The following is a 24,392-nucleotide window of genomic DNA, read 5'->3' as shown; positions in this document are numbered from 1 at the left end:
TTTTAAGATAACACTTCTCTAATGCCACCTCGTTTGCGGATTTCTTCATACAAAGTTTTCCGCACAGTTTCATCGGCATCTACATAACGAAGGAGATACAAATCTGACTTTTGTTTGGTGGGCATCATTTTCGCACGGATATGAAACAAAGGCCCATTATCAAATCCAAAACTCACTTCCCAAAGGTCTTGTTGTTTCCAAATTTCTGGAGAGATTTCTACTGGAAAAGTAAACAATATCCCTCGATCGGAAAGTCGTTCCGAAAGCGTAATAAAAGGCCTTGGCGTTTCTTTGATATCAAAACGTTTTTCGTTATTTTCTTTTTGATCTTTGGCAATTCGTTTCAATACTTCCAATTGTTTATCAATATTTTCTTCTGTTAATAGAAGTTTATTTTTATCCAATTCCAATACTTGTTTTTTTTCGTCAGGTGGGGGCCAAGGAGCAACAGTAATGGAAAGTTTGTCGGTTAACATCAAATGTGACTCACCTTTTCTCTCAATTTTTCCATTAAAATGAAAAATCATTCCACTTTCATTGGTTCGAACCACTTTTCCTTCCAGCAGATAACCACCGCTACTTGGTCTAAACACATAAAGTTTTGCTTCCTTTCCAGGTACTAACAAATCTTTAGAAAGACCTTTCATGGAAAGAAGGAGTTCATCTGTTGTTTTTTGCATGACATAGGTTAGTTCTTCTCTTCCATCTGCCTCTAAGGCTGCCACTTCCCCAACAGTAAGTTCATTCAAAGAAAGAATTTCTTTTTTGAATTCCACTCCAGACCGAAAGAGTTTATCAAAAAGATCAACCTCTTTCTCGGTTGTATTGGCATTCGATTTTAAAAAGTACCGATAAAGTGCATTTTTGAGTTTGTTTCTGTTTTCAGGCAGAAGGTAAATTTCACGTTCATCTTCACTTAAGTGGTCATAAAACGAGTGGAGGATGTTCAGTTCCACTTGGTTGCATTTTCTTGCAACAGCATATCTTTGGAACTCTACCCAATGGTTTACGACGCTTGATTGTTTGTTTTGCAAATAATTCATCACCTTCACGTAAATAAAGGCGGCAACACCCATTAGAAAGATGTAAAAGAGGTAGATCGTATCAAATTTGGGAAAAATCCAAACGACTTGTGCTATAAAATTCATAATTTACTTTTCCTCATATCCGTATTGTGTCGAATGGAAGCAAGGTGAGTTCATCCTACTTCAAAATTATCGGCAAAAATCCTCTGAACGGGACAGTAGTTCCCCAAGGAAATAAAAATGAAGCGCTCCCGCTTCTGGGAGCCCTCCTTCTTTGGGAAGGAGACGTCATTCTGGACAACCTTCCGGAAATCGCCGATGTGCAGAAACTTATGGAAGTCCTCCGCCAGATTGGAGTGGATATCACCTCCACAGGTACAAAAGGATCATACCTCTTTCAGAAAAAAAATCCAGTGAAATCAGACCTTCCTTATGAACTTTGTTCGCAGCTGAGAGGAGCCGTCACACTGGCAGGTCCCATCCTTGCTCGCACAGGCAGAGTGTTCCTACCAAAGCCTGGTGGAGACAAAATTGGTCGTCGCAGAATGGACACCCACTTACTTGCCTTAGAGGCACTTGGTGCAAAAATCGAAGTTTTCCCAGATGGATATATGATCACAGCCGACCGTTTGGTGGGTAAAGACATTCTTTTAGATGAAGCATCCGTCACTGCTACAGAAAATGCTGTGATGGCTGCTGTTTTCGCAGAGGGCCTAACAACGATTCGTAACGCCGCCTCGGAACCGCATGTCCAAGGCCTTTGCAGGTTTTTAATTGCTGCCGGTGCCAAAATTGAAGGTGTGGGAACAAACCACCTAACTATCACAGGTGTAAGTTCGCTAAAATCTCCTCTTGGCGGACTCAGGCATCGAATTGGTTCGGACTATTTAGAAATTGGTTCTTTTATTAGCCTTGCTGCCGTAACAGGTGGTGAAATCCACATCACGGATGTAAACTTAGAAGACGTTCGGATGATCCGAATGGTCTATTCTCGTTTGGGGATTGAAGTGAGGCCCACTGAAAATGGAATCCTTGTTCCTTCTGACCAAAAGATGGAAATCATTCCTGATTACCACGGTGCCACACCTAAAATTGACGATGCACCTTGGCCTGGATTTCCAGCTGACATGACTTCGGTGGCTCTTGTCACTGCAACTCAGTGCAAAGGAACAGTCCTCATCCACGAAAAACTTTTTGAATCCAGACTCTTCTTTGTAGACAATATCATTGCAATGGGTGCACAAATCATCCTTTGTGATCCGCACCGAGCCATTGTGATTGGTGCCAATCGTTTGTATGGCCAAAGAGTAGCAAGTCCTGATATCCGAGCTGGGATGGCAATGATCATTGCTGCCCTTTGTGCAGAAGGACAAAGTGAAATTCATAACATTGTTCAAATTGATAGAGGTTTTGAATCGATTGACACCCGTTTGCGTTCCTTGGGTGCCCAAATCGAAAGAGTCTCCGACTAGATGAAACGAAAAGATCTTTTCCGAGAAGGTTTTAAATCCGTTTTCCAATTTACCTTCAACAAAGCGGACGAATTTACAGAAGCCATCAAAGAAGTTTGGGAGGACGAAAAAACTCCCAAAGGTAGTTCCACAAAAACCTCAAAACGACCATCTAGCAAATCAAAGTCGAAACCAAAACCAGCAACAGTCAGGAAACGAAAAACAAAAATGTTCCAGACATTGGCCCTTCCTCCGGGAGTTTCTCCTGACTTTTTTTCTCTCTGCACTGGATGTAACGAATGTATTTTTGCTTGTCCTTACGCCGTCTTATTCCCTGTTACAGTGCAAGAATCAGGAAAATCATTTCCTCATTTTGATCCGAATGCAAAGGCCTGCCATATGTGTTCTGACTGGCCCTGTATTAGTGTTTGTCCTGAAGAGGCTCTCTTACCGTACGATTTGTCCGGTGGAAAACCAAATTTCGGTAAGGCGAAGGCCATCACAGAACATTGTATTAACGAAAAAACAGGTGAACCCACTTGCGAAGTTTGTTTAACTACTTGTCCCATTGAAAAAACAGTCAAATTTAAAGGGAATTTACCAACTTTTGTATCATCAACCTGTACTGGATGTGGGTTATGTGTAGAATCCTGCCCTAGTTTTCCTAAAGCAATTCAAATCAAATTCAAAAAATAATAACGATCGCCTATCAATCGTTTTAGAAAAATAAAACACCGCAAAACATCAAAAAATTGTTATTCGGTGAAAAAAATATCTTGAATTTTTCAGAGAGGAGAGAGATACCCTTGTTAGGGCAAGGGAATTTCCCTCGTCAAAAAAAAGATAAAATCTAGATTTAAAGGAAAAAGAAAGCTATGGAACCACAAAAAGTAGGCCCAGGACAAATAGACAAAATTGCAGAGGATTTGAAAAAAGATCCTGAAAAATCCATTGGAAATTACCTTTTCAAAGGTTTCAGAATTCAAATCTCTAAATACAAAGCTTCCGGAGCAGAAAGAGTACAACAACTCTACAAAAGAAGAAGAGCTCAGGGCCTTTGCATCGTTTGTGGAACCAAAGTAACTCGTAAAAACCCTGTAACAGGAATCCTTTACAGACTTTGTGACACACACAGAGCAGAAATTGACCAAAAAAACAAAGAAAAAGCAAAAGCAAAAAAAGGAAAATAAACCTTTCGCGGCATTTTTCTAACTAAGAGGGGACTTTGGTCCCCTTTTTTGTTTACAGACAGTATCTTCTCTTTATCTTTTTTGTCATGAAGTCCCTCCTCCCAGTTTTAGCCTTAACCCTAATAGGATGTTCTCAAATGGTCTGGCGCCAAGCACAATTGGCAGAAGAAATCTCTCCCAGTAACGAGCCGAACACCAACTTAGTTCTCTCCGTCAGTTACGAGGAGAAAGATTCTTGGAACCCATTAAACGGAACGACTGACAAAAGAAATTATAAAAGCAAAATCAAATTGGTAAAAAACACCGCCACTGGTGGGAAAACCATCAAAGAATGGGACTTACCTTCTTGGTCCCTAGGCGATGGAATTTTTTACCATACAGGTTCATCCACTTTATTTGTGTTATATGGGAAAGATGATGAGTATGGAACCCTCAACCAAACGCTTTCACTTTACCCAGAATCCGGTGGAGCCTTTTCTTACCCTGCCACTCCTGAAAAAAGAATCATTTTCCAAATGGCACCGTCTCCTAACGGTAGCTTGGTGGCCCTGGTAACAGCCAGTCCCACAAACGAAGGTGAGTTTTCTGAATTTGAACTCAACATCATCCAACTCTCAGATAAAAAAATCCAAAGTTTTCCTATCAATTTTTGGACAGCTCTCCCTCTTTATGGAATTCGTTGGGCCGAGGATGGAAAAAAACTGTATCTAAGGACCCCTGATCGCATCCTTTTATGGACTGGTTCTTCCATTGAAGAAACCAAATCCTTTCCAGATTGTTTTACCGTTTCCACAAATTTTGGGAAATGGGCCTATGAATCAGCAAGCCTGGGAGAAGGTGGAAACGTGATCCTTGGTAAAAAATTGCCGACTCCTCGCCAAATCACCAATATCGACCAAATCAAACTTTGTCGCTAAGGCAAAGCTCTGTTCCTTACCTCCACCCTTCTCATCCGAGAGAAAGGTGGCCGGCAGATTTCTAGAATTCCAGAAATCCCAATTCGATAGACTCTTCCTACCCTTCAATTCGCTTGATTTAATTATGTCACATGATTGGATGAGTGAAAAGCCCCCATGATTGAAAAGAAATTTACGGAACATATCGATGCCATTTCCAAATACCTGAATGTCGTCGAAAAAATTGAACCCATTCGCAAAAGTGGGGTCGTTGTATCCGTGGTGGGCAATGTCATTTATTCCCAAGGCCCACCAGATTCCAAAGTGGGAGAAATTTTAGAAGTCGAACGTGGCTCAGACAAAGGATATCTCGCTTGTGTCCTTGTTGGTTTTAAAGACCATCTTTACACCTTAATGCCATTAGGCGATACGCAGGAAATATTTCCTCATGCCTTTGTATTTTCATCTGGGAGACAAATCACTCTCAATGCAGGTCCTGAACTTTTAGGACGTGTATTGAACGGACTTGGAAAACCCATCGATAGCAAAGGAATACTCATCACCAAAGAAGAAAGAGCCTCCGAACCTAGATTTTTAAATCCACTGGATCGACCTCCCATCACAGATATTTTAGAAACAGGAGTCCGTGCCATTGACGGTATGTTGACCGTGGGCCGCGGACAACGGATTGGAATTTTTTCAGGTTCTGGTGTGGGTAAATCCAGTTTACTAGGAATGATCGCTCGTTATACGAACGCAGATGTAAACGTAGTGGCTCTCATTGGAGAAAGGGGTCGAGAGGTAAATGAGTTCTTACATGTAGAACTTGGAAAAGAGGCCCTTGCAAGATCAGTTGTTTTTGTTGCCACTTCCGATTCATCCAAAATGGAACAAGTAAGTTGTGCCAACTTAGCATGTTCTGCAGCTGAATACTTTCGTGAAAAAGGAATGTCTGTCAATTTGTATATGGACTCTCTCACTCGTTATGCGGAAGCACTTAGAGAACTTTCTATTGGAGAACCAGTGGTAACAAAGGGATATGCATCCAGCGTATTTACCAAAATGGCAAAACTTGTAGAAAGAGCAGGAACATCACATAACGGTGGTTCCATCACAGGGTTTTATACTGTGTTGACAGATGCAGAAGATGATATGGATGATATTGTCGCCGATAAAGTCCGTGGATTTATTGACGGACATATTGTACTTACGCGTAAATTAGCAGAACAAAGTCACTATCCGGCCATTGATGTTCCTGCATCTTTATCTCGTCTTATGCAAAAGATTGTGAACGAAGACCATTATATGCGTTCCTCTATTGTTCGTGAACTCATCTCAAAATATAAAAACTCTGAAGATATCATTTTACTCAATGCTTATGTCCGTGGTGCTGATGAAAAAGTAGATATGGCCATTGATAAAAAATCACAAATCGATGATTATTTAAGACAAAGGATTGAAGAAAAATCAAGTTACAGTGACGCCACAAATCGACTTACAAAAATTCTACAATCTGCAACACGTAATGAGGATGATTTTTAATTTTAAAAATCTATTCAATCTCTAAAATTACTAAGGTCACATCATCGTCCGGAGATCGGTTCCCAGTGAATTCTTTAATCCTTTCGAGTAACAAACGTTTGGATTCTGAGATAGGATATCCGCTGTATCTTTGTACGATAGATTCCCAATTTTCCTGACCTATCATCTCTTTATCGGCATTCGTGGCTTCTGTAATTCCATCCGTATACAAAACGATCCGATCTCCAGCTTTTAAAGGAAGTCGATCTTCTTGGATGTCTAACTCGGGAATCCAACCAATAAGTTTTCCTTGAGGAAGACTTAGTTTCGGTTTGGACTCACCTTTTCGATTTATGATAAGAGGTGGATGTCCACAACGTGCATGTACCAATTCTTTTGTTTCGAGATTAATATAAATATAGGAAGCAGTGACAAAGGCACCTTTCATCTTACCCAGTAAAGTCGAATTGATTTGAGTCATAAGCCCGGCTGGTTCTCGTGATAACCTTACTTGCATGGAAAAAGCAATTTTCAACATGGCAGATATCAGAGCAGCCGGAATCCCATGTCCCGATACGTCAGCAATCAAAACACCCAACTCTGTATCTGAGATGGCATGAAAGTCAAAAAAATCTCCACCAACACTATCCATTGGTTCATAGTAAAATTCTGTTTTGATCCCTGGGATATTGGGAGCTTCTTCAGGGAGGATGGAACTTTGGAGTTTCCTTGCGAGTCCTAACTCATTTTGAAAAGCAATAAATTTGTTTTGTTCTTCGACGGCTTTTTTGAGAGTGATTAAGTTTTTTGCTCTAGAGATTAACTCACGTTTGTCGAATGGTTTTGCCAAATAATCATTTCCGCCTGCTTCTAATGAAGCAATGATGTCGGTAATTTGGTTTTTTGCAGTTAAAAACAAAATAGGAAGTTGGTATAATGAATATGATTCACGTAAAACAGTACAAACATCATATCCGCTCATTCCAGGCATCATTATATCAAGTAACATCAACTCAAATGGTCCATCGTCTCGCACCATTCGAATTGCATCTCCTCCGTTTGAAGCCTCATGAACATCGCAGCCGATCAGAGTTAGGTGGTTCTTTAGAACTTGCCTATTGATGGGTTCATCATCCACAACAAGGACTTTTATTTTTTCACCGTCGTATTCTTCTGTTGTTTCTTCAATTGGTTCAAATTCTGGAGATTCACCACCAAACCATAAATCAGTTTTTCTTACTGGAGGTTTTTTCATAGGGATTTCCCCTTCCCTTGCCAAAGGGAGGGTGAACCTAAAGACAGAACCTTCCCCTTCAACCGATTCGACCCAAATGGTTCCGCCGTGAAGTTCTACAAGACGTTTGGTAATTGCAAGGCCAAGCCCAGTACCACCAAACTTCCGTGTGGTGGACGTATCACCTTGTTCAAAGGATTTAAATATATCAGAAAACTTTTGGGTTGGAATTCCAATTCCTGTGTCTTTAATTGAAAGAACAAGCATCCTCTCCATAATTTCGGCAGAGACGTCAATTCTCCCTTTTTCCGTAAATTTGATGGCATTCCCAATCAAATTGAAAAGGATTTGTTGGAGTCTTGCTTCATCACCTAAAATAGGTGGGAAATCCATAGGCACATGATTGCGAACTGTTAGATTTTTTGTAACATAGAGGGGTCTTGAGATCACTAAAACCAAATCACAAATTTGATGGAGATCGATTGCCTTTAGATCCAAATCCAAATCTCTATTTTTCATTTTGGAAAAATCCAAAATATCATCCACAAGAGAAGACAAACGTTTTCCCGAACTTACAATCATCCCTAAGTTTTGTCTTTGTTCTTGATTGAGTTTTCCACCAATTCCATCAAACATTGATTCGGCGATTCCAATAATCCCATTAAGAGGTGTTTTTAATTCATGAGAAGTATTTGCAAGAAAATCGTCTTTTAGTTTATCCAATACAAGAAGTCTTTTTGATAACGATTCCACATCAGAAAAGGCACGACTAAATCTTCTCGAAAGTGTGAGTGACTGAACTAAAATAAATACAAAAATACCGATTGGAATCGCTTCCACCGTATAAACAACTTGGTAGGCATTGAGTAAGTCAATAAAGGCAGCAATTGCGACCGAGACAATTCCAATTGCAAACAAAAGACTACTTTCCTTTTTATTTACAACAGCACGTAAAACACCTTGTAAAATCAAAATTACCGCAGTAAGAAACACAATCTGAAAGTAATCATTTAACTTTGTATAAATGGAAGTTGGTAAAACAAATAAAAAACTTATAAATATCAAAGTGGGAATCAAAAGTATTCTATCCATCAAACGCGGATAATATTTTGGATAAAACTCACGAAAAAAAGCAAAAAATAGATAAGGAGATAAATAAAATGTTAAATATTCAATCCGAAGACAAAAATTCCAACTGATAAGAGGAGATAATTCATTGAACCCAAACCTTTCGCCTGTAAACAAAGTTCTTAGAGATAATAATAGAGCAGCAAAACCAAATAATAAATTTCCTTTATCTGTGCGTCTAAAATAAAATAAACCAAAATGATATAAGGCAATGATAAACACTGCACCTGCTAAAAATAAAGAAGAAGCTAGGTCTTTTTCACTTGCTTTAAAAAGTTTTTTCCACTCACCAACATAAGGTGGTTCCCACATTCCTCCTTTGTCATGATGAAAATTGGAAATTTCCACCAAAAGTTCGTTAGGTCCTTCTTTCCAAGGTAATGGATAAAACTGAAATTGGTAAGAAGGTTTCGATTCTTCAGGAATTTTTGATACAACACCGGAAGACCCAAGGAGTTTTCCATTCCAATAAACTCGAGAGGCCGTTGCCATATCCACGAGTTTGATTCCATACACAGTGTCCGGGTCTATCCCCTCTGGCCGTTCCAAAACCAAACGGTAGGTTCCAAATCCACTTCCAGAACCAAGAACCGAGTTCCAAATCCCTGGAACCTGCAGTTTTAGATTTGTTTGGGGGGGTTCACCTGGTTCGGAAAGGAAAACTTGGGGATAAAAATCCCATTCCCCTTCCAAGTGCACCGGATTTCCCTGACTTTTTTTGACAATCTCCGTAGGGGGAGTAGCAACCAAAGGCTCTGCGACCAAGCAGAAAACCACACTGGTAGAAATCAAAAGTTGTAAGTATTTATAGGACAATATTGCAAGTTTTACTCATTTTTTTAAAAATACGAGTAAAAAAGAGTACAAAAATTATTCAGAACCGAAGAAATAGACAGGTGTGAAACGATTTCGTTTTAGTTTAGAGACAGTCCTCAAATTACGAGGTTGGCGGGAAGAAGAAGAAATCCGGCGGCTCTCTTCTGTTGTCTCAAAACTCAATGCGCTGATTGGAGAAAAAGAATCCAATGAACGTGAAATCGAATCTTCCTATGAAGCAATTTTGGCCTCCTCAAAAGTAGGGACAAGTCTTTCCGATTATCTTTCCATCGAACAATACATCCAGGGTCTAATGCGTCGTAACGAAGAGTTGGCGGAGAGGATCACTACACAAAACCAAGAAGTAAATTTGGTTCGTAAGGATGTGATGGTGGCTCGAATGAACAAAAAGGTAATCGAAGTTTTAAAAGACAAACGATTTGCAGAATGGAAGAAAAAACGAAACCGAGCAGAACGAAGAGAAGTAGAAGAATTTAATCTTCAGTTAAGCAAACAATCATTATTCGATTCGACAGAAAGTTACGGACCTTCAAAATCTAATAAAATTCCAAGAACTTTCAAAATTTTGAATCGAGAGGACGGAGGTGACGAACTCACATCCGACTTCAAAACTCTTCGTGATTTTTATGAAAAATATTACCTAGGACAAGGCAAATCATAATGGCAAGTGTAACCGATAGCACAAGATCGTTCTTTTTAATCGTACTCATTTTTTTCTTAATCGCCATCGGTTTTTTTGTATTTGATTACTTCCAAGTCATCAATGCAGAAGACTATCTTCCCTTCTTAAAAAAACAAGCAGGCCTTGTAAACCAAGACTTACTTTCTCCAACGGAACTTGAAAAGTTGGAAATGGAAAAAGCAAAAGAAAGACTGATTGCAGATCGCGAAGAACTAGAACAAATGAAACGAGAATTAGAAGAAAAATCTTCTTCACTTCACGCTGACAAAGAACGTTTGGAAGAACTCAAAGAAGGCATCCAACGAAAAGAAAAAGAAATGGCGGACAAACTTAAAAAAGACAATGCCCGCGCAGAAAAAGTAAAAGTTCTCGCAAACAAAGTTGCCAATATGCCACCGGAATCGGCAAGAGATATGTTAATCAATTGGCCAGACTACGATATCATTGAAGTGTTTGAACAAATGGATAAAGATGCCGAAGAAGAAGGAAGACAAACCATTACAACTTACTTACTTACTTTGTTTCCTGCAGAAAGAAGGTCAGTGATTTCCAATAAGTGGCTGGATGCCGGTTCTAAAAATGTTCCGAATTACGGCAAAAGTATTGATGAGGACAATGACGAACCATAGGAGAAAAAATAATTATCTTAAATTGGTTTTTTGACTAAGGTTTAGTTTTTAAACCGAACAAGATGGATTTGACGTCATGAATGGCGTCTTCCAGTTGATCGTTCACGATCACATAATCAAAGCTTGGTGCTTCATCCAATTCTTTGATTCCGTTTTCAATCCTTCTTTCAATACTATTTTGGGAATCAGTTCCCCTGCGGATCAGACGTTCTATCCAAATTTCCCGGCTCGGCGGTTCAATAAAAATAGTAACAGACTCTGGACGAAGGGCTTTTACGGACTTAGCACCTTGTACATCCAAATCTAAAAGTGCCACTCGGTGATCACGAATGGCATCCAAAATCGGACCTTTCGGTGTTCCATAATAATTTCCGTGCACTTCTGCCCATTCATAAAATTCATCTGCGGCAATTCGTTTTTGAAACTCTTGGTTTGAAAGGAAATAGTATGTTTTTCCTTCGATGTCACCAGGTCTTGGTTCTCTCGTGGTACAAGAAACCGAGAAATAAAAATCTGGATATTCTTTGAGAAGAGCAGCGATGATGGTTGATTTTCCACCTCCAGCTACAGAAGAAATAATATATAAATTAGGACGAACGTTCAATCTTCTTGTTCCTCCTCTCCCTCGCCAATATGGTTGTCCCCAGATTCTAAACGTTTGGATAAACTCTCTGGTCGAATGGCTGAGAGAAGGACATGGCCTGAATCTAAAACAAGGACGGAACGTGTTTTCCGTCCACTAGTAGCATCAATGAGCCTACTTTCTGATTTTGCTTCTGAACGGAGCCGTTTAGCACCTGCAGAATCTGCCTGAAGGATGGTAAGAATTTTCGATACAAATACTACATTAGAAAATCCAACATTGAGTACTGGAAACGAAGACATGGAAACATATTTTTAGATTCTTCTAGATCGATCAAGTCGAATCGTTTCTATTAAATGAATTTCATGAATGCCAATATTCATCGCTTCTGAAATTTCATCATGTTTGTATCCTTTTTTGATGAGATGAACCACTTTATCAATCTTTGTTGCTGATGGAGCAAGTTCTTCCAAAGCCGATTCAATCGAAAGATCCACTTTATCCAAACTCATTTTTTGATACGAGGCAAAGGCCGGGTCATTTGCTTTTGATACTTCGTTTAAAAAATCTCTTTTTTTCTGACCCTGAGTGAGTTCATTACGTATTAAATCTGTCGGATTTTCTTCTGTAAAAGGATTCCCTCCAACCGTATAATTCATCTTAGGTTGGAATGTGGGAACTTCTAAATTATCAATTGCTTCTGCAGAAGGAGAATTCACCGCTTCCATTCCAAAAATTCCCTTAACAGCTTTGCCTAGTTTTCCAAATGCTTGGTTCACGGCTCCTTCCGTTGTTTCTACATCATCACTTGGAACAGGGATTTGGTTGGATTGGTAAATTTTTCCAATCCCCGTCCTTTGTTCTTTGATATCAAGAGTTGGTTCTTCTTCCTTGTTTGGCTCGGGGACTAACTCTGATTTCATGGAAAGTCCAGTTGATTGGTAATGTTTAAATTCTTTTACCAATACTTCTCCCTTTTCCATCATGGAACGTAGAGCCACCATTTTAGATTCGATAACAGCTACCGTTGCATCTAGTTCACGAATGGTTTCCGCAGTGGCCATATCAATAGCTCGGTTTAATTTTTTATCGTAATATTCCCCGACTGCTTTTTGAACTTTTGCAGAGATAAATACATACATCATCCCACAAAATAGTAGATTGATTAAAACAAGTGAAAAGAGTTCCATGTCGCTCTCCTGCAGAACATTTCCAACAACATTCCGGAGTAAGGACTTTAAGCTTTTAAATCAAAACGAGATCCTCTTTCCAAATTGGGACGATCATAAATGACTCCTTCTTTGGAATAAGCGTGAACCGAATTTTCTTTGTCTTGTTTCGGTTTCGCCGCCGAACCCTGGTTACCTGACTTTGTCTCTGGAACCGTTTGGGCTCTATTTTGGGTTTGGATCACTACCTTTTGCAATTCCACCACCTGGTTTTGGTGGGTAAAAGGATTCTCTGCCTGTGCCCTACGTGCAAAATCGTAGTGGTGGGCGATACTCGCGAAGTTTTCGTTTAGAATCATCGGGAACCCTCTTAATTCTTAGACTTACCACGCCCTCTCTTTTTTCTCCAGTCATTTTTCGTTTCGTCTGGATCTTCGTATGGAGCACTACGGACTTGGGACTCTTCTTCGTAGAAAGTTTTGGCTTTGGTCTCGTGGCGGAGTTTGAATTCGGCATTGCGGATGCGGATGGTAACACCTGGGAAAATGGTCTTCTCGACCGAAATACGGCCACTGGCGGCCTGTTCATCCATATATTCTGTTAGAGTTTGGATGTCCTTTCCGGCCTCTGCAATCCGCTTTTCTAATTTTTTGGTGCCAGCTTCCAATTTCTGTAAATGGGCGTCTTGTTCTGCGGTAAAACTGGCAGGATCCGCTTCTTTTCTCGCTTTGAGAGTACGCATGGTCTTTGTGAGTTGGTCCAGCTTATCCTGGTTCTCTTTGCGTTTTTCTTCGTATTCCTGGATCTGCTTTAAGATTTTGGGATTGTTTCCAACGATGAGGTCGGTCTGTGGGTTGGCTTGGGAACCGATGATTTTGGCCGAGATCAGTTGGGCCGCTTGGATGGTCCCTCCTACAATTTGGCCTCGTTTTCCTTTGCAGGATATTTTGCCCCCCGCCATCAAATGAGAATGTAAAATTCCCTCTTGGACAATGATGTCTTTTTCTGTAATGCAAGTGGCGTTCTGGATGAACTTCGCAACAATGTTTCCTCCAGTGGATTCCACACGTGCCTCTTCCCTACCAGTCACCCCTTGGCGTACGATGATATCGCCATCGGCTTCAACAATAGCCTTTTGGACCGTTCCGTAGATTTCAATATTACCCGCCGCTTTGACAGAATAGTTATCTTCTACGTTTCCTGTGATGATGATAGAACCCAGGAAGGTAACGTTTCCTGTCCGAACGCCCACGTCTCCATTGATTCGGTAAACCGTTTCTACAGAAAGTCTACCAGCTGCATATAACACCTGCCCGTTGACTTCTGCGGTAAGACGCATTTTGTCTTCGGAAAGAATTGTTCCTTTCCCTTGTTTGAGTTCGGTATCCAAACCATCTTTGGCAGGTAATACCATTCCGAATAAATTGCGACCAAACTTTCCTTTTTCTGCAGGAAGTTTTTCGGCTAACAGTTGTCCGACGACAACGTTTTCGATCATATCTAAGTCTTTATAATCAACACGACCCGACTGATCTTCTTTGAAGTTGATTTTCTTTTCTGTACGAACATAGTATTTGATTTCCGCATTTTTACCATTTACAGGGAAATCACCTTCGGCCCCGATAAAAGGTTTGTTCACTACATCTTCGTCTAAGTATTTTCGAATTTCATCTTCTTTGAGTCCAAAAGCAACCCCCATTCCTTTGAGAGCAGCAACGATATCAGAAACTTCCAAATCACGTCCACCTGGCCTTGCAGGAAAAACAGTCACAAAGGCACGCATGTTTTCTTGTGCAATTTCAACGTTGCAACTAGAATCGTTTCCGGCCTTTGGTTTTTGGTTGGAGATGAGGGATGGTTCCCCTTTTTTTTCTTTGAGAATTTTATTGATTAAGGTCTGGTCAACACCAGCAACTCCTCGAAAGGAAAGTTTTTTGGAAACATCAGCCATTGTCATTTCCAATCCTTCACCAGTAGGAGGATAAACAGTTAAAAAAACACCGGTTCTATATATCTTAACTGTAACGCGACCATCTTTATTTTTAGGAGTGACTAGTTCTTTTAAATCTTTTGAAACTAATTTCCCACTACCGCCCGTTAGATGTTCATCCAAAAGACTTAGTTCATCTAATAACATGTCATCTGGGATGATGGAAGCTCGGATATGGTAAGGTTCTGAAAAGAAAAGAGACTTCTTTCCTCTTTTTAAAACAGTATAATCGATCTCATGAACTTTGCGACCCAAGTGCTGCGACGCAATTGCAAGACACTCTTCTATGGTATCGGCAATGACTTCTACTTGTTCTTTTTCCTTACGATCGAACTCTTTCAGTTCCTCTGTAAGAAATTCAGAGAGAGACATTTTTATTTACCTTTTTTGGATCGCGGATTTTACTTTTGAAAGTTTACTGCGAAGTCTTGCGACTGCTTTTGTATGAAGTTGGGAAATTCTTGATTCCGTAACTTCCAAAACTTCACCTATCTCTTTGAGAGTGAGGTCTTCATAATAATAAAGAACGATAACCTTCTTTTCTTTTTCCGGCAAAGATTGGATGGCTTCAACGATTACATTTTTGATTTCTTCTTTTTCGATGATATTGTCAGGGTTCATATTCATCGGAGATTCGAGAGTTTCCATAAAGGAAACTTCATCGTTCTCATCACCGAGAAACCAAATATCATTTAAAGAAACGAGCGAGGTTCCAGAAAGTTTTGCTAGGAGTGAATTGTATTCTTCCATGGAGACGCCGAGTTCTTTAGCGATCTCTTCATCATCCACTTTTTTGCCTTCTTTGTTTTCAAGCATGGCAATGATGTTTTCGAGTTGTTTTGCTTTTTGACGGATGGAACGAGGGATCCAATCCACACTTCTTAGTTCGTCAAAAATGGACCCACGGATACGGGTCATCGCATAAGTTTTGAATTTAATTTCTCGGGAAGGGTCGAACTTTTCAATGGCATCTAACAGACCAAAGACGCCGTAACTAACGAGGTCTTCAAATTCGACATTTTGAGGCATACCAATTGCAATTCGCCCTGCCACGTGTTTGACGAGAGGAGAATATTTTTCAACAAGGTAACTTCGGATCTCCGCATCTTTTGTGACACGGTATTTTTTCCAAAGATCTGTCTCATCAAACTGATTGTATTTGTCTAGCAATCTTGACATAGGGAACCGAAGTACGGAATCTCTTTACTTTATAGAAAAAATCGTAAAGAAGAGGAAATTACAAGAGGATTTTTTCTTATGTCCTCTAAAAACGGTAATTTTTCAACTCTCTTGGGTGTCATCCTTGGCCATCATGGTTCGGATGGCCTCTGCCATGAGTTTTGGCTCGTTTTTGATCGCAATTTTGTCCACAATGATGTGATCTCCAAATTTTCCTGACTTGGCCATGGCAAGTTTTGCATCCATAGCTGCATCCCCCATCGGTTGGACTCCAAAGTCATCAGAGCCCATCGATTCGGAACGAGACGAGTCCATCCCACCGTGGTCGTGATCTAAGTCATCAGAATGACTTTCGCCACCAAATCCTCCAATTGAGAATGTGGATACGAACTCTAAAAATTCAGGGACTTTCTTTTGTAAGACAGTAAAAACACCGAATCCCAAACCACCAAAGGCAAAGGTAGAAATGAGTGAGACAAAAAAGATATATCCAAGTCGGTTTCCAACAAGAAACCCACAAACGGAACTGATGATGGCTCCGAGAACCGCAAATCCCAGTACAAATCCGATCTGCACTTAGTTGTCTTCCTCCATCTTCTCTTCCATTTCCTTCTCTTTGAAGTCAACGAAGCTGAAGAATTTTTTAAAGAAACCAGTGAGTCCTTCTTCATCAGAAAAACCACCTTCGGTTTGTAAGAGGGTGTGAGTGACTCTGGTCAAACAAGCGGCTGCCTTAGAGCGAGGAGCTCCGATAATGAATGGTTTCTGTTCTCGAATTGATTTTTCTACTTCTTCATCTTGGAAAATAAATCCCAAGTTTTCCACTTGGACTTCTAAAAATTGACCAGAGATGTCGATGACACGGTCAGCAACTTTTTTCCCTTCAATGGCAGAACGAACACGATTGACGATGATTTTTAAATTTTTGTCTTTGGATTGGGAAACAATGGATTTGATGAGGCCATAAGAATCTGTGATGGAAGTTGGTTCTGGTGTTGTGACCACAACCACTTCGTCTGCAGGCATCACAAGACCAATCACGTTGGCAGAGATCCCGGCACCAGTGTCAATGATCATGACATCATATCGATCGAGTTCTGCAAATCCTTTGATGAGATTGTTTCTTTGAGTTTCGTTGAGATTGGCTAGTTGGGAATACCCAGAGGCACCTGCAATGATGTCTACGCCTTCCGGAGTGGAAATCACGATGTCTTTTAGAGACTTATGGCCTTTCACCACATGGTATAAATTGTATTTCGGAATGATGCCGAGAAGGACGTTGACATTGGCAAGACCCAAGTCACCATCAAAGATCAAAACCTTGAGTCCAGTCTTAGCTATGGAAATGGCGAGGTTGACAGAGACTGTACTCTTTCCTACTCCACCTTTTCCAGATGCTACAGCAATGATTTTGGTTTTTTTCACTGTGTCCTGGGGTTGAACAAGTTTTAATCCAGCACCAGATTCAGTGAGCTTTCTAAGATTTGCAGCTTGGTCCATCGTTACCCCTAGGCCTTAAGGATAACGAAGTTGGTTACACGGTCTTTTCGAAGACCTCCCCCGCTATCCCTTTCAATTTTTCTGGAAAAATCACACATTCGGCAAGAAGTTTTTTCGAGGCATTTAGGATGTCAAAAGGAACATCCTGGCCTACACTTAAGAATGCGAATTCCCTGTGAATAGTATCGGCTAATTCCACTACAGAACCTAAAAATTCTGCTTCATCCAGCTTAGTTAATAAAATTCTTTTGTATCCCACCGATTCGTAGGCATTGGCTACGGCAAGCGCATTGTCTTTTGAGACCGTGGAGGAAAGCACTAAGACTGTTTCAATATAATCCTTTTCCCCAAATACTTGGTAGAATTCCTGAAGTTTTTCTAGGTTTTCTGACTTTCTATGAGAGTATCCAGCAGTATCTACTAAAATCAGTTCTGATCCATCGCGAACAATGGTTTCCTTCCACTTACGTAAATCTTTCGCTGCATAAAAGGGAAGTCCCATTGCGTCAGCATAAAACTTAAGTTGGTCGATGGCTGCAATTCGGTAGTTGTCAGTCGTATACAGGGAAACTTTTTTACCCATATGCAAACTATACTTGGCAGCGAGTTTAGCAATGGATGTTGTTTTACCTGAACCAGTTGGTCCTACAAAAAATATCACTTTTCGTTTTCCGCGTGGCGTCCCACTAAACAAGTCAGAATCAATTTGGATCCTTTCTTCTAAATAGGTCACAGCTTTATCAGTCACATTCGCATAACGAGTGAGATCCACTGCAGATAACCTACGTTCTAAAGCGATTGCCATTTCTTCCAAAAAGGAAGAAGATAAACCTTCATTTAACAGTCGATCTACGAGTCTTTGGATATGAGGGTGTCTTTCCGGTAATTGAGGTTTGGTGGGTGTTGTTAGTTCTGGAATGGAATCTTTGGCTTCCGAAATAGATAAACCTACAGATCTTACCTCTTCCGCTTCAATTTCGTAAACAGGGGGATTTTGTCTGCGACGACGCTCCGAAAAAGGACGGACGGCATCGATGTTTTTTTTGCGAAGATGATGATTCCCTCCATTTCCAAGCGAGGATTGGTTCGAACCAATTCCGACAAGACTAGATTCAGGTAGGGATTCTGTTTTTTGTTTTTGTTTGATAAGTTCTTTGAGGTCCTTTAACTTACGTTCAATTCTCTCTTTCGAATTTTGTTTTTCTGGAACACCTACATCAATTTCATACATTCTTTGGGCCATAAGCCCCGTACCAAAGAGCCCACCTTCCGTGATCACTCGTTGGTCATAGAGATGAGCCTCTGGACCGTATTTCATTTTCATCTGCATGATGCAGTCTTGTAAGTCTTTGCCCCGGATTTTTACAAAATCCATAGAATATCCCCCGAACCTGGGAAAAATATGAAGAGTACCCTCCTTTTGGAAAGCCTTTTTTATGAGACATAATAAATTCAGAGAATGGACAAACCAAAAAATGGAAATTCCTCTAAAGAACCTATAAAGATGGGAGAAACGTTAGAAATTTGGTATATGACGAAGTTGGATTTGCAGGGGAAAGGAAAGGGGGTTACTTTGGCGTGGGGTTTTCTCTTGTGAGCGAGTTACTTGTGAAAGCCGGTTACTTAGGAAAGGCACTTTCGAATGAGTGCCAGTCTCCATGGAAATTGGTATTCTTTTGTTAGCTAATTTCAAATGAGCCCCAATTACCTTGGAAACTGAGTCTCCAAAGAAAATCACTGCAAAAAGTAAGTGAGTTACCTTTTATTGCGAGGGCTAAAAAAGATTGGGTTTCCAACGCAAGCAAGCACCGAAAGATGGGATACGATCCCGATGGAACCTGAGACCTCCCCCGCCCATTCCAAAAATGCCATCAAATTCCAAGATGGTGTGCCAGTGTCTTTGTTATTCGATGATATATATTTTTCCAAAGAAGGAGGCTGGGAAGAATCGAATTATGTATTTTTGGAAGGAAACAATGTTGAATCCAAACTAAAAAATAACGATAGTTCCCATTTGCGAATCGGAGAATTAGGATTTGGATCGGGTGTCAATTTATTTGTAACATTAGAAATTTGGGAATCCATAGATTCCCCAAAACCGACAGAGTTCATCAGTTTGGAAGGTTATCCTGTAGCAAAGGAAGTCTTTAATTCATTAAACAAGAGTTATCCGGAAAAAAAACTATGGTTTGAAGAACTAATCCAATCTTATGAAAAGGCTTTGGAAATTTGGCAAAAAGATAACCAACAAAATCTCTGGACTTATCGCTGGGAACATCCTAAACTCCAAAGTTATTTTGAATTAAAAGTTTTTTTTGGTGATATCAAAATTTGTCTCCCTCAGTTTCCCGAAATAGACGTTTGGTATTTGGATGGGTTTTCGCCTGGAAAAAATCCGGAGATGTGGTCTCAAGAAACTCTAAATTTAGTAAAAGAAAAGTCTTTCAAAGGAAGTAGTTTTGCAACATTCTCTTCCGCAGGTTTTTTGAGAAGAAACCTCGCCGAACTTGGATTTGTCGTTGAAAAGAAAAAAGGATTCGGGCGTAAACGAGAAATGATTTCAGGATATTTAGAATAAGATTTAATGAACAACGAAACAAAAATTGCCGTTGTAGTAGGTGCTGGAATTTCGGGAGCGAGTATCTGTTTTGCACTGAAAAAAAGAAATATCCAAACCATTCTCATCGACTCAGAACTAGGTCCCGCTCGACACGCAAGTGGAAACCCGATTGGAGTTATTTATCCCTTCCTCACGAAACATAAACTAGCCGAATCTGAATTTTCACTTGCAGCATTTCAATATTTCCTTTCAGTTTGGGACGAATTTCATTTAAAATCTTTTGTTCCTCATGTAGATGGTATTTATTTTTTAATGGATTCGGAAGAGGCTTATGATCGTTATTCGAATGCACTCAAATCTCATCAAATACCAACTCATGTTGCAAATGAAAAGTTAGAACCTTTTTCTGGTTTACCTGCAATTTTTTTTCCTTACGGAAAATCCGTATCTCCAGTTGATCTAACCAAACAAATTTTAACCATTTCTAATCCAGAAACAAAGTATTCATGTAAGTTACTTAGTTGGGAAGAATTAGAAAGCGATTCAAAGATTATTTGCCAAACCTCAGTGGGAGAAATTCAATGCGATTATTTATTCTTAAGCCAAGGATTTCAGTTTGCTCGTGACCCTCGCTCAAATTGGTTACCATTAAAAAAAGTGAGAGGGCAAATCCTGAAATTTCCAGAACAAAACCCGACCAATGCCCATGGAATTCTCTATGGCGATTATATCACTTCCGCAATTAACGGTTACCAAGTGTTAGGGGCAACATTCGATGAATTCAAACTAGAAGAAAACCCAAGACCAGAGGAATCAATTTTACTTTGGGAAAAATTAACAAGTAAACTGCCTAAACTTTCAGAAAAGTGGGGACAACAAAACCCCAGTTTGTTTCCGACACGTGTTAGTTATCGCACACAATCACAAGATAGACATCCAATTGCAGGGAAATTACCAAATATTTCAAAACTTGATTTAACCGTAAAATACCAAAACCTATTGAAAGTAGGTAAAAAACACATGGAAATTCCTTATTATGAATCGGTTGGGATTTTAAATGGCCTTGGTTCGAGAGGGCTAACTCATGCGCTTTATGCTGCAGAGATATTGGTTTCCTCTATATTTGAAGGTCAAAACATAACGTCTGAATCTATATTTAAATCTTTGAAACCTGATCGATTTTTGCTTCGTATGTGGAAACGAGAGCAACTAACATAGATTCCATTTCCTTATCCTCTTTGATAGCCACTTGAATCAGTATTAACAGAACACGAATTTTCTTTTTTTCTAATGTTTGAACAAACCTAGAATTCATTCGCATCTTCACCCAATCTTTTTCAGTAGTAATCAACAACTCTCCATTCTGAATTTCTTCTAATAAAGAGTCCAAAGAACTATCGGAAAACTCAAAGTGATCAGGGAAAAATTTGGTTCGGATTGATGGGGATTCAAGCGAAGTACGTGCAGTTTCATAAACATGTTTTGGATTGCCGACTCCTGTTACCAAAAAGTATTTATCACCAACGCCAGAAGTGTATGGTTTTTGCATAAAACCTCGATTCAAAATCACTTCTCTGACTGAAGCTTCAAAAGTAGAGTGAAAGATTGGGGCTTGGATCTTTGATCGATTAAGTATATTCTTATATTTTTCTATACTCAATTTATTGCGATTAGTTAGTTTGGTAATTACTACGGCATCTGATCTTTTCAAATGATGAATCGGTTCTCTCAAAAAACCTAAAGGAATCGTAAATCCATTCCCAAAAGGAGAATTTGCATCCAATAATACGAAATCGAAATCACGATTTAAGGTTTTGTGTTGGAATCCATCATCGAGAATTACTATGTGTTTGGAAGATTGGAATTTGTTGTATTTTAAAAAAGAGTTTTTCCGATCTCGACCAATAATCACCTGCACATCAGGAAACATTTCTTTATGTTGGCTTGGTTCATCACCGTATAGTTGTGGATTCGATTCAATCGGAAGAATGGCCCCTTCCCTACTTTTTTCAGCTTTATATCCGCGAGACAAAATTGTAATCGCATAACCCGGGTATGTTTTTCTAAAAAAATGAACCAAATATTGAACAAAAGGAGTTTTGCCTGTTCCTCCGACAGTGAGATTACCAACACTGACAACAAGAACATTCGGCAAACGGTAGGGTGTAACTCTTCTTTGTTGCCACCAAAACAAAAATTGGTATAACAAACTAAAGGGATAAAGCAAATACAGGAATATTTTCATCATGTTCCCAACGGGAAACAATTGTTAGCTGTGTCTTTTTTCCAATTCTTTGGCTATGGTAGATAAACTAATTCCCTTTTCCACCATAAGAACTTCTAAATGAAAAATTAAATCAGCAATTTCGTGAATCAGTTCTTTTTCATTCGGATTTTTTGCAGCGATGATCACTTCACCTGCTTCTTCCCCAATTTTTTTAAGGATTCTATCAACACCATCACGGAAGAGTTCCGCTGTATAAGACTTTTCAGGTAATTCTTCCTTACGTTTGCGGAGTAGTTCTTCCAATTTCAGTAAAAAATCCATATTTCGACCTTCTAGCGACCATAGAAACTGCCCATTCCATTTCGAAAAAGCGAAAATTGACTATTCAAACGATTGGAAAAACAATAGAATTCAATAGATGGTTCGCAAGATTCTGCCAATTTTTTTCTTTCTTATTTCGAGTTCGCTTTTTTCCGAATCCAATTGGGGAAGTTCAATCCAAAAGGGATTCGAAACCGCCAAACAAGACAAAAAATTCATCATTGTTGATGTATTTGCTGATTGGTGTACATATTGTTTAGTTTTAGAAAAGGAAATTTTTCCTGATCCAGAAGTTAGTAAGGTATTGGACCAATTCGTACGAGTTCGGTTAGATGGAGAAGAGTTTCCAAACCTTCGAAAAAAATACAATATAGAAGGTTATCCAACAATCCTATTCATTGATGGAGACGGAAATTACGTTACAAAGATTTCAGGGCTCGCAACAAAAGAAGATATTATCGTAGTTTCCAAAAGAATCCTACAAGAGCCAAATTTGGAATCTTATCTCAAAACGGAACTTAGAAAAAATCAAAATATCCCAGACATTCATTTTCGTTTGGGCTTATTGTATTTCCAAAACAAAGAATTTGAAAAAGCAGAACTTCAATTTGCAGAGACAATTCAAAAATCAAAACCTGCATCGGTTCTGAAAGAAAATGCACATTTTAATCTCAACTTGGTTAAATCCATACATGGGCCTAAAGAGACTGCAGCAAAATCATGGAAAGAGTTTTTAGAATCATACCCAACATCAAACCGCAAAACTACAGCTAAACTATACTATGGTCTGACATTAAAGGAAGCGGGAGAATTAAAACTGGCAAAGTCGATTTTAACTGAGGTTAAACCACTATTAGTCACGGAGACGGATAAATCGATGTGTAATGAAGCTTTGTCTGAAATAGAAAGAGGATTTTAGCCCAAACAACTCATTAGATTGATTGGGCTAAAAAAAATTATCGGTTTCCGATTGAGTAATAAGTAAAACCCAACTCAATCATAAGCGTTGGTTTGTATTGATTTCTTCCATCAAATACTAGAGGAGATTTTAAAAGGCTTTTGATTTTATTAAAATCAGGTTCTCTAAATTCTCTCCATTCTGTTAATAGAAGCATCGCATCTGCACCTTGGAGGGCGGAATACGCATCTTTTTTGTATTCAACTTTTCCATCAAAATAGTACTTCGATGTTTCAGCTGCAGCAGGATCAAACACTTGGATTTTTGCTCCATTTTTATGTAACTCATAAATCAATGGAATGGAAGGAGCTTCGCGCATATCATCGGTTCCAGGTTTAAATGCCAATCCCCAAATACCAAAAGTTTTTCCTTTCATATCGGTTGATTTAAAATGTTCAAAAATCTTATCGGTTAAACGAGTTTTTTGTTTTTCATTTACATCTTCTACTGATTGAATGATATGCATTGGTGCACTCACTTCTTCTGCAGTTCGAAGTAACGCTCTTACATCTTTAGGAAAACAAGATCCACCATAACCAATCCCTGCGTATAAAAACTGACGTCCAATTCTTGAATCAGTTCCCATTCCTTTTCGCACATCATCATAATTTGCGCCTAACGCATCACATAAATTTGCGATTTCATTTACGAATGAAATTTTCGTAGCAAGGAAGGCATTACATGCATATTTTGTAAGTTCGGCGGAACGAATACTCATCGTTATGATTGGGTTGCCATTAAGCACGAATGGAGAATACAATTCGCTCATTTTTTTGGCAGCTTTTTCAGATTCAGCACCTATCACAACTCTTTCGGGACGCATAAAGTCATCAATCGCAGCGCCTTCTTTTAAAAATTCTGGATTGGAAACAACATCAAACGGGTGTTTTGTGTTTTTTGCAACTATAGCTTTTACCTGATCTGCAGTACCAACAGGAACTGTTGATTTATCGACGATGATTTTGTATCCGTTCATCGTTTTACCGACTTCTTCAGCTACTGCAAAAACAAATCGTAAATCTGCAGAACCGTTATCAGAGGTTGGTGTTCCCACTGCGATAAAAACAAATTCCGAAGATTCCACTCCGTCTTTTAATGAAGTGGAAAAGTGAAGCCTTCCTTCTTTATGGTTTCGTTCCACAAGTTCAGAGAGCCCAGGTTCATAAATGGGAATGATCCCTTGTTTTAGGTCATTGATTTTCTTTTCATCTTTATCAATACAAATGACGTCATTGCCATACTCGGCAAAACAGGTTCCTGCTACGAGGCCTACATATCCGGTTCCGACCACACAAACTTTCATAGGATTTCC

25 protein-coding genes are annotated in these 24,392 nt (G+C 39.4%); 11 read left to right on the top strand and 14 right to left on the bottom strand.

What is annotated here, in order from left to right:
- Positions 1 to 2: 2 nt before the first annotated feature.
- The gene (locus CH364_RS03660) at positions 3 to 1,148 is read right to left on the bottom strand and encodes a hypothetical protein (protein WP_100742257.1); all 1,146 of its coding nucleotides are present in this window, start codon (positions 1,146 to 1,148) and stop codon (positions 3 to 5) included.
- A gap of 44 nt (positions 1,149 to 1,192) precedes the next feature.
- Between CH364_RS03660 and murA the strand changes: the two genes are divergently transcribed.
- From murA to CH364_RS03635, 5 genes are all read left to right on the top strand, one after another.
- On the top strand, positions 1,193 to 2,497 hold the full coding sequence (murA, locus tag CH364_RS03655) for a UDP-N-acetylglucosamine 1-carboxyvinyltransferase (protein WP_100742256.1): 1,305 nt from the start codon (positions 1,193 to 1,195) through the stop codon (positions 2,495 to 2,497).
- Positions 2,498 to 3,172, top strand: coding sequence for a 4Fe-4S dicluster domain-containing protein (locus CH364_RS03650; RefSeq protein WP_100742255.1), 675 nt, complete (start codon positions 2,498 to 2,500; stop codon positions 3,170 to 3,172). It abuts the gene before it with no gap.
- Positions 3,173 to 3,351: 179 nt separating this feature from the next.
- Positions 3,352 to 3,666, top strand: a complete 315-nt coding sequence (locus CH364_RS03645) for an LIC10235 family protein (RefSeq protein ID WP_002973161.1) — start codon at positions 3,352 to 3,354, stop codon at positions 3,664 to 3,666.
- Between the two features lie 137 nt (positions 3,667 to 3,803).
- Positions 3,804 to 4,583, top strand: a complete 780-nt coding sequence (locus CH364_RS03640; protein WP_100742254.1) for a hypothetical protein — start codon at positions 3,804 to 3,806, stop codon at positions 4,581 to 4,583.
- 156 nt (positions 4,584 to 4,739) lie between these two features.
- On the top strand, positions 4,740 to 6,104 hold the full coding sequence (locus CH364_RS03635) for a FliI/YscN family ATPase (RefSeq protein ID WP_100742253.1): 1,365 nt from the start codon (positions 4,740 to 4,742) through the stop codon (positions 6,102 to 6,104).
- 10 nt (positions 6,105 to 6,114) lie between these two features.
- Here CH364_RS03635 and CH364_RS03630 read toward each other — a convergent pair whose 3' ends face one another.
- Entirely contained in the window at positions 6,115 to 9,210 is a 3,096-nt protein-coding gene (locus CH364_RS03630; RefSeq protein ID WP_243401233.1) for a SpoIIE family protein phosphatase, read from the bottom strand.
- A 133-nt stretch (positions 9,211 to 9,343) separates the two neighbouring features.
- Between CH364_RS03630 and fliJ the strand changes: the two genes are divergently transcribed.
- A complete protein-coding gene (gene fliJ / locus CH364_RS03625) occupies positions 9,344 to 9,943 on the top strand; it encodes a flagellar export protein FliJ (RefSeq protein ID WP_100742251.1) in 600 nt (199 codons plus the stop codon).
- Positions 9,943 to 10,593: a periplasmic-type flagellar collar protein FlbB gene (locus tag CH364_RS03620; RefSeq protein WP_100742250.1), complete on the top strand. Its 651-nt coding sequence runs from the start codon at positions 9,943 to 9,945 to the stop codon at positions 10,591 to 10,593. Before fliJ ends, CH364_RS03620 begins: the two co-directional genes overlap by 1 nt.
- A gap of 34 nt (positions 10,594 to 10,627) precedes the next feature.
- Here CH364_RS03620 and CH364_RS03615 read toward each other — a convergent pair whose 3' ends face one another.
- The 9 genes from CH364_RS03615 to flhF all read right to left on the bottom strand — a co-directional run bounded on the left by CH364_RS03615 (position 10,628) and on the right by flhF (position 18,389).
- The gene (locus CH364_RS03615) at positions 10,628 to 11,197 is read right to left on the bottom strand and encodes a guanylate kinase (protein ID WP_100742249.1); all 570 of its coding nucleotides are present in this window, start codon (positions 11,195 to 11,197) and stop codon (positions 10,628 to 10,630) included.
- Positions 11,194 to 11,478 (bottom strand): DUF370 domain-containing protein, encoded by a 285-nt coding sequence (locus CH364_RS03610; RefSeq protein ID WP_100742248.1) that lies wholly within the window; start codon positions 11,476 to 11,478, stop codon positions 11,194 to 11,196. Before CH364_RS03610 ends, CH364_RS03615 begins: the two co-directional genes overlap by 4 nt.
- 12 nt (positions 11,479 to 11,490) lie before the next feature.
- Positions 11,491 to 12,366, bottom strand: a complete 876-nt coding sequence (locus CH364_RS03605) for a hypothetical protein (protein WP_100742247.1) — start codon at positions 12,364 to 12,366, stop codon at positions 11,491 to 11,493.
- Between the two features lie 47 nt (positions 12,367 to 12,413).
- A complete protein-coding gene (locus tag CH364_RS03600; RefSeq protein ID WP_100742246.1) occupies positions 12,414 to 12,704 on the bottom strand; it encodes a hypothetical protein in 291 nt (96 codons plus the stop codon).
- Between the two features lie 11 nt (positions 12,705 to 12,715).
- Positions 12,716 to 14,707, bottom strand: coding sequence for a FapA family protein (locus CH364_RS03595; RefSeq protein ID WP_100742245.1), 1,992 nt, complete (start codon positions 14,705 to 14,707; stop codon positions 12,716 to 12,718).
- 6 nt (positions 14,708 to 14,713) lie between these two features.
- Complete coding sequence (whiG, locus tag CH364_RS03590; RefSeq protein ID WP_004785020.1) at positions 14,714 to 15,514, bottom strand: RNA polymerase sigma factor WhiG; 801 nt, start codon at positions 15,512 to 15,514, stop codon at positions 14,714 to 14,716.
- A 102-nt stretch (positions 15,515 to 15,616) separates the two neighbouring features.
- Positions 15,617 to 16,090 (bottom strand): hypothetical protein, encoded by a 474-nt coding sequence (locus tag CH364_RS03585; RefSeq protein WP_100742244.1) that lies wholly within the window; start codon positions 16,088 to 16,090, stop codon positions 15,617 to 15,619.
- The gene (locus tag CH364_RS03580) at positions 16,091 to 17,014 is read right to left on the bottom strand and encodes a MinD/ParA family protein (RefSeq protein WP_100742243.1); all 924 of its coding nucleotides are present in this window, start codon (positions 17,012 to 17,014) and stop codon (positions 16,091 to 16,093) included.
- 34 nt (positions 17,015 to 17,048) lie between these two features.
- Entirely contained in the window at positions 17,049 to 18,389 is a 1,341-nt protein-coding gene (gene flhF / locus CH364_RS03575; RefSeq protein ID WP_100742242.1) for a flagellar biosynthesis GTPase FlhF, read from the bottom strand.
- Between the two features lie 149 nt (positions 18,390 to 18,538).
- Between flhF and CH364_RS18670 the strand changes: the two genes are divergently transcribed.
- From CH364_RS18670 to mnmC1, 3 genes are all read left to right on the top strand, one after another.
- Positions 18,539 to 18,697, top strand: coding sequence for a hypothetical protein (locus tag CH364_RS18670; protein WP_165782915.1), 159 nt, complete (start codon positions 18,539 to 18,541; stop codon positions 18,695 to 18,697).
- A 148-nt stretch (positions 18,698 to 18,845) separates the two neighbouring features.
- Positions 18,846 to 19,592, top strand: coding sequence for a tRNA (5-methylaminomethyl-2-thiouridine)(34)-methyltransferase MnmC2 (gene mnmC2 / locus CH364_RS03570; protein WP_100742241.1), 747 nt, complete (start codon positions 18,846 to 18,848; stop codon positions 19,590 to 19,592).
- A gap of 6 nt (positions 19,593 to 19,598) precedes the next feature.
- The gene (gene mnmC1 / locus CH364_RS03565; protein WP_100742240.1) at positions 19,599 to 20,792 is read left to right on the top strand and encodes an FAD-dependent 5-carboxymethylaminomethyl-2-thiouridine(34) oxidoreductase MnmC1; all 1,194 of its coding nucleotides are present in this window, start codon (positions 19,599 to 19,601) and stop codon (positions 20,790 to 20,792) included.
- On the opposite strand, the gene lpxK is transcribed toward mnmC1, so the two are convergent.
- Positions 20,731 to 21,822, bottom strand: a complete 1,092-nt coding sequence (lpxK, locus tag CH364_RS03560) for a tetraacyldisaccharide 4'-kinase (protein WP_243401232.1) — start codon at positions 21,820 to 21,822, stop codon at positions 20,731 to 20,733. The genes mnmC1 and lpxK overlap by 62 nt on opposite strands.
- A gap of 21 nt (positions 21,823 to 21,843) precedes the next feature.
- The gene (hisE, locus tag CH364_RS03555) at positions 21,844 to 22,122 is read right to left on the bottom strand and encodes a phosphoribosyl-ATP diphosphatase (RefSeq protein WP_004786038.1); all 279 of its coding nucleotides are present in this window, start codon (positions 22,120 to 22,122) and stop codon (positions 21,844 to 21,846) included.
- Positions 22,123 to 22,219: 97 nt separating this feature from the next.
- Here hisE and CH364_RS03550 point away from each other — a divergent pair, with 97 nt between their 5' ends.
- Positions 22,220 to 23,041 carry a thioredoxin fold domain-containing protein gene (locus tag CH364_RS03550; protein ID WP_100742238.1) on the top strand — a complete coding sequence of 274 codons (822 nt, stop codon included), beginning with the start codon at positions 22,220 to 22,222 and terminating at the stop codon, positions 23,039 to 23,041.
- A 37-nt stretch (positions 23,042 to 23,078) separates the two neighbouring features.
- On the opposite strand, the gene CH364_RS03545 is transcribed toward CH364_RS03550, so the two are convergent.
- Positions 23,079 to 24,383 carry a UDP-glucose dehydrogenase family protein gene (locus tag CH364_RS03545; RefSeq protein WP_100742237.1) on the bottom strand — a complete coding sequence of 435 codons (1,305 nt, stop codon included), beginning with the start codon at positions 24,381 to 24,383 and terminating at the stop codon, positions 23,079 to 23,081.
- Positions 24,384 to 24,392: the final 9 nt, after the last annotated feature.

Origin of the sequence: Leptospira harrisiae, assembly GCF_002811945.1 — a bacterium.
Classification (GTDB): domain Bacteria; phylum Spirochaetota; class Leptospiria; order Leptospirales; family Leptospiraceae; genus Leptospira_A; species Leptospira_A harrisiae.
The sequence above is the reverse complement of the archived record's forward strand: the minus strand, read 5'-3'. Positions and strand labels throughout refer to the sequence as shown.

What these genes read in the sequence shown, in the direction of transcription:
- CH364_RS03620 (WP_100742250.1), top strand. Translation starts at nt 9,943, where the DNA reads ATGGCAAGTGTAACCGATAGCACAAGATCGTTCTTTTTAATCGTACTC.
- CH364_RS03545 (WP_100742237.1), bottom strand. Translation starts at nt 24,383, where the DNA reads ATGAAAGTTTGTGTGGTCGGAACCGGATATGTAGGCCTCGTAGCAGGA.
- CH364_RS03660 (WP_100742257.1), bottom strand. Translation starts at nt 1,148, where the DNA reads ATGAATTTTATAGCACAAGTCGTTTGGATTTTTCCCAAATTTGATACG.
- CH364_RS03610 (WP_100742248.1), bottom strand. Translation starts at nt 11,478, where the DNA reads ATGTCTTCGTTTCCAGTACTCAATGTTGGATTTTCTAATGTAGTATTT.
- CH364_RS03605 (WP_100742247.1), bottom strand. Translation starts at nt 12,366, where the DNA reads ATGGAACTCTTTTCACTTGTTTTAATCAATCTACTATTTTGTGGGATG.
- mnmC2 (WP_100742241.1), top strand. Translation starts at nt 18,846, where the DNA reads ATGGAACCTGAGACCTCCCCCGCCCATTCCAAAAATGCCATCAAATTC.
- CH364_RS03600 (WP_100742246.1), bottom strand. Translation starts at nt 12,704, where the DNA reads ATGATTCTAAACGAAAACTTCGCGAGTATCGCCCACCACTACGATTTT.
- CH364_RS03645 (WP_002973161.1), top strand. Translation starts at nt 3,352, where the DNA reads ATGGAACCACAAAAAGTAGGCCCAGGACAAATAGACAAAATTGCAGAG.
- CH364_RS03595 (WP_100742245.1), bottom strand. Translation starts at nt 14,707, where the DNA reads ATGTCTCTCTCTGAATTTCTTACAGAGGAACTGAAAGAGTTCGATCGT.
- mnmC1 (WP_100742240.1), top strand. Translation starts at nt 19,599, where the DNA reads ATGAACAACGAAACAAAAATTGCCGTTGTAGTAGGTGCTGGAATTTCG.
- flhF (WP_100742242.1), bottom strand. Translation starts at nt 18,389, where the DNA reads ATGGATTTTGTAAAAATCCGGGGCAAAGACTTACAAGACTGCATCATG.
- whiG (WP_004785020.1), bottom strand. Translation starts at nt 15,514, where the DNA reads ATGTCAAGATTGCTAGACAAATACAATCAGTTTGATGAGACAGATCTT.
- CH364_RS03635 (WP_100742253.1), top strand. Translation starts at nt 4,740, where the DNA reads ATGATTGAAAAGAAATTTACGGAACATATCGATGCCATTTCCAAATAC.
- lpxK (WP_243401232.1), bottom strand. Translation starts at nt 21,822, where the DNA reads ATGATGAAAATATTCCTGTATTTGCTTTATCCCTTTAGTTTGTTATAC.
- hisE (WP_004786038.1), bottom strand. Translation starts at nt 22,122, where the DNA reads ATGGATTTTTTACTGAAATTGGAAGAACTACTCCGCAAACGTAAGGAA.
- CH364_RS03640 (WP_100742254.1), top strand. Translation starts at nt 3,804, where the DNA reads ATGGTCTGGCGCCAAGCACAATTGGCAGAAGAAATCTCTCCCAGTAAC.
- CH364_RS03550 (WP_100742238.1), top strand. Translation starts at nt 22,220, where the DNA reads ATGGTTCGCAAGATTCTGCCAATTTTTTTCTTTCTTATTTCGAGTTCG.
- CH364_RS03580 (WP_100742243.1), bottom strand. Translation starts at nt 17,014, where the DNA reads ATGGACCAAGCTGCAAATCTTAGAAAGCTCACTGAATCTGGTGCTGGA.
- CH364_RS03650 (WP_100742255.1), top strand. Translation starts at nt 2,498, where the DNA reads ATGAAACGAAAAGATCTTTTCCGAGAAGGTTTTAAATCCGTTTTCCAA.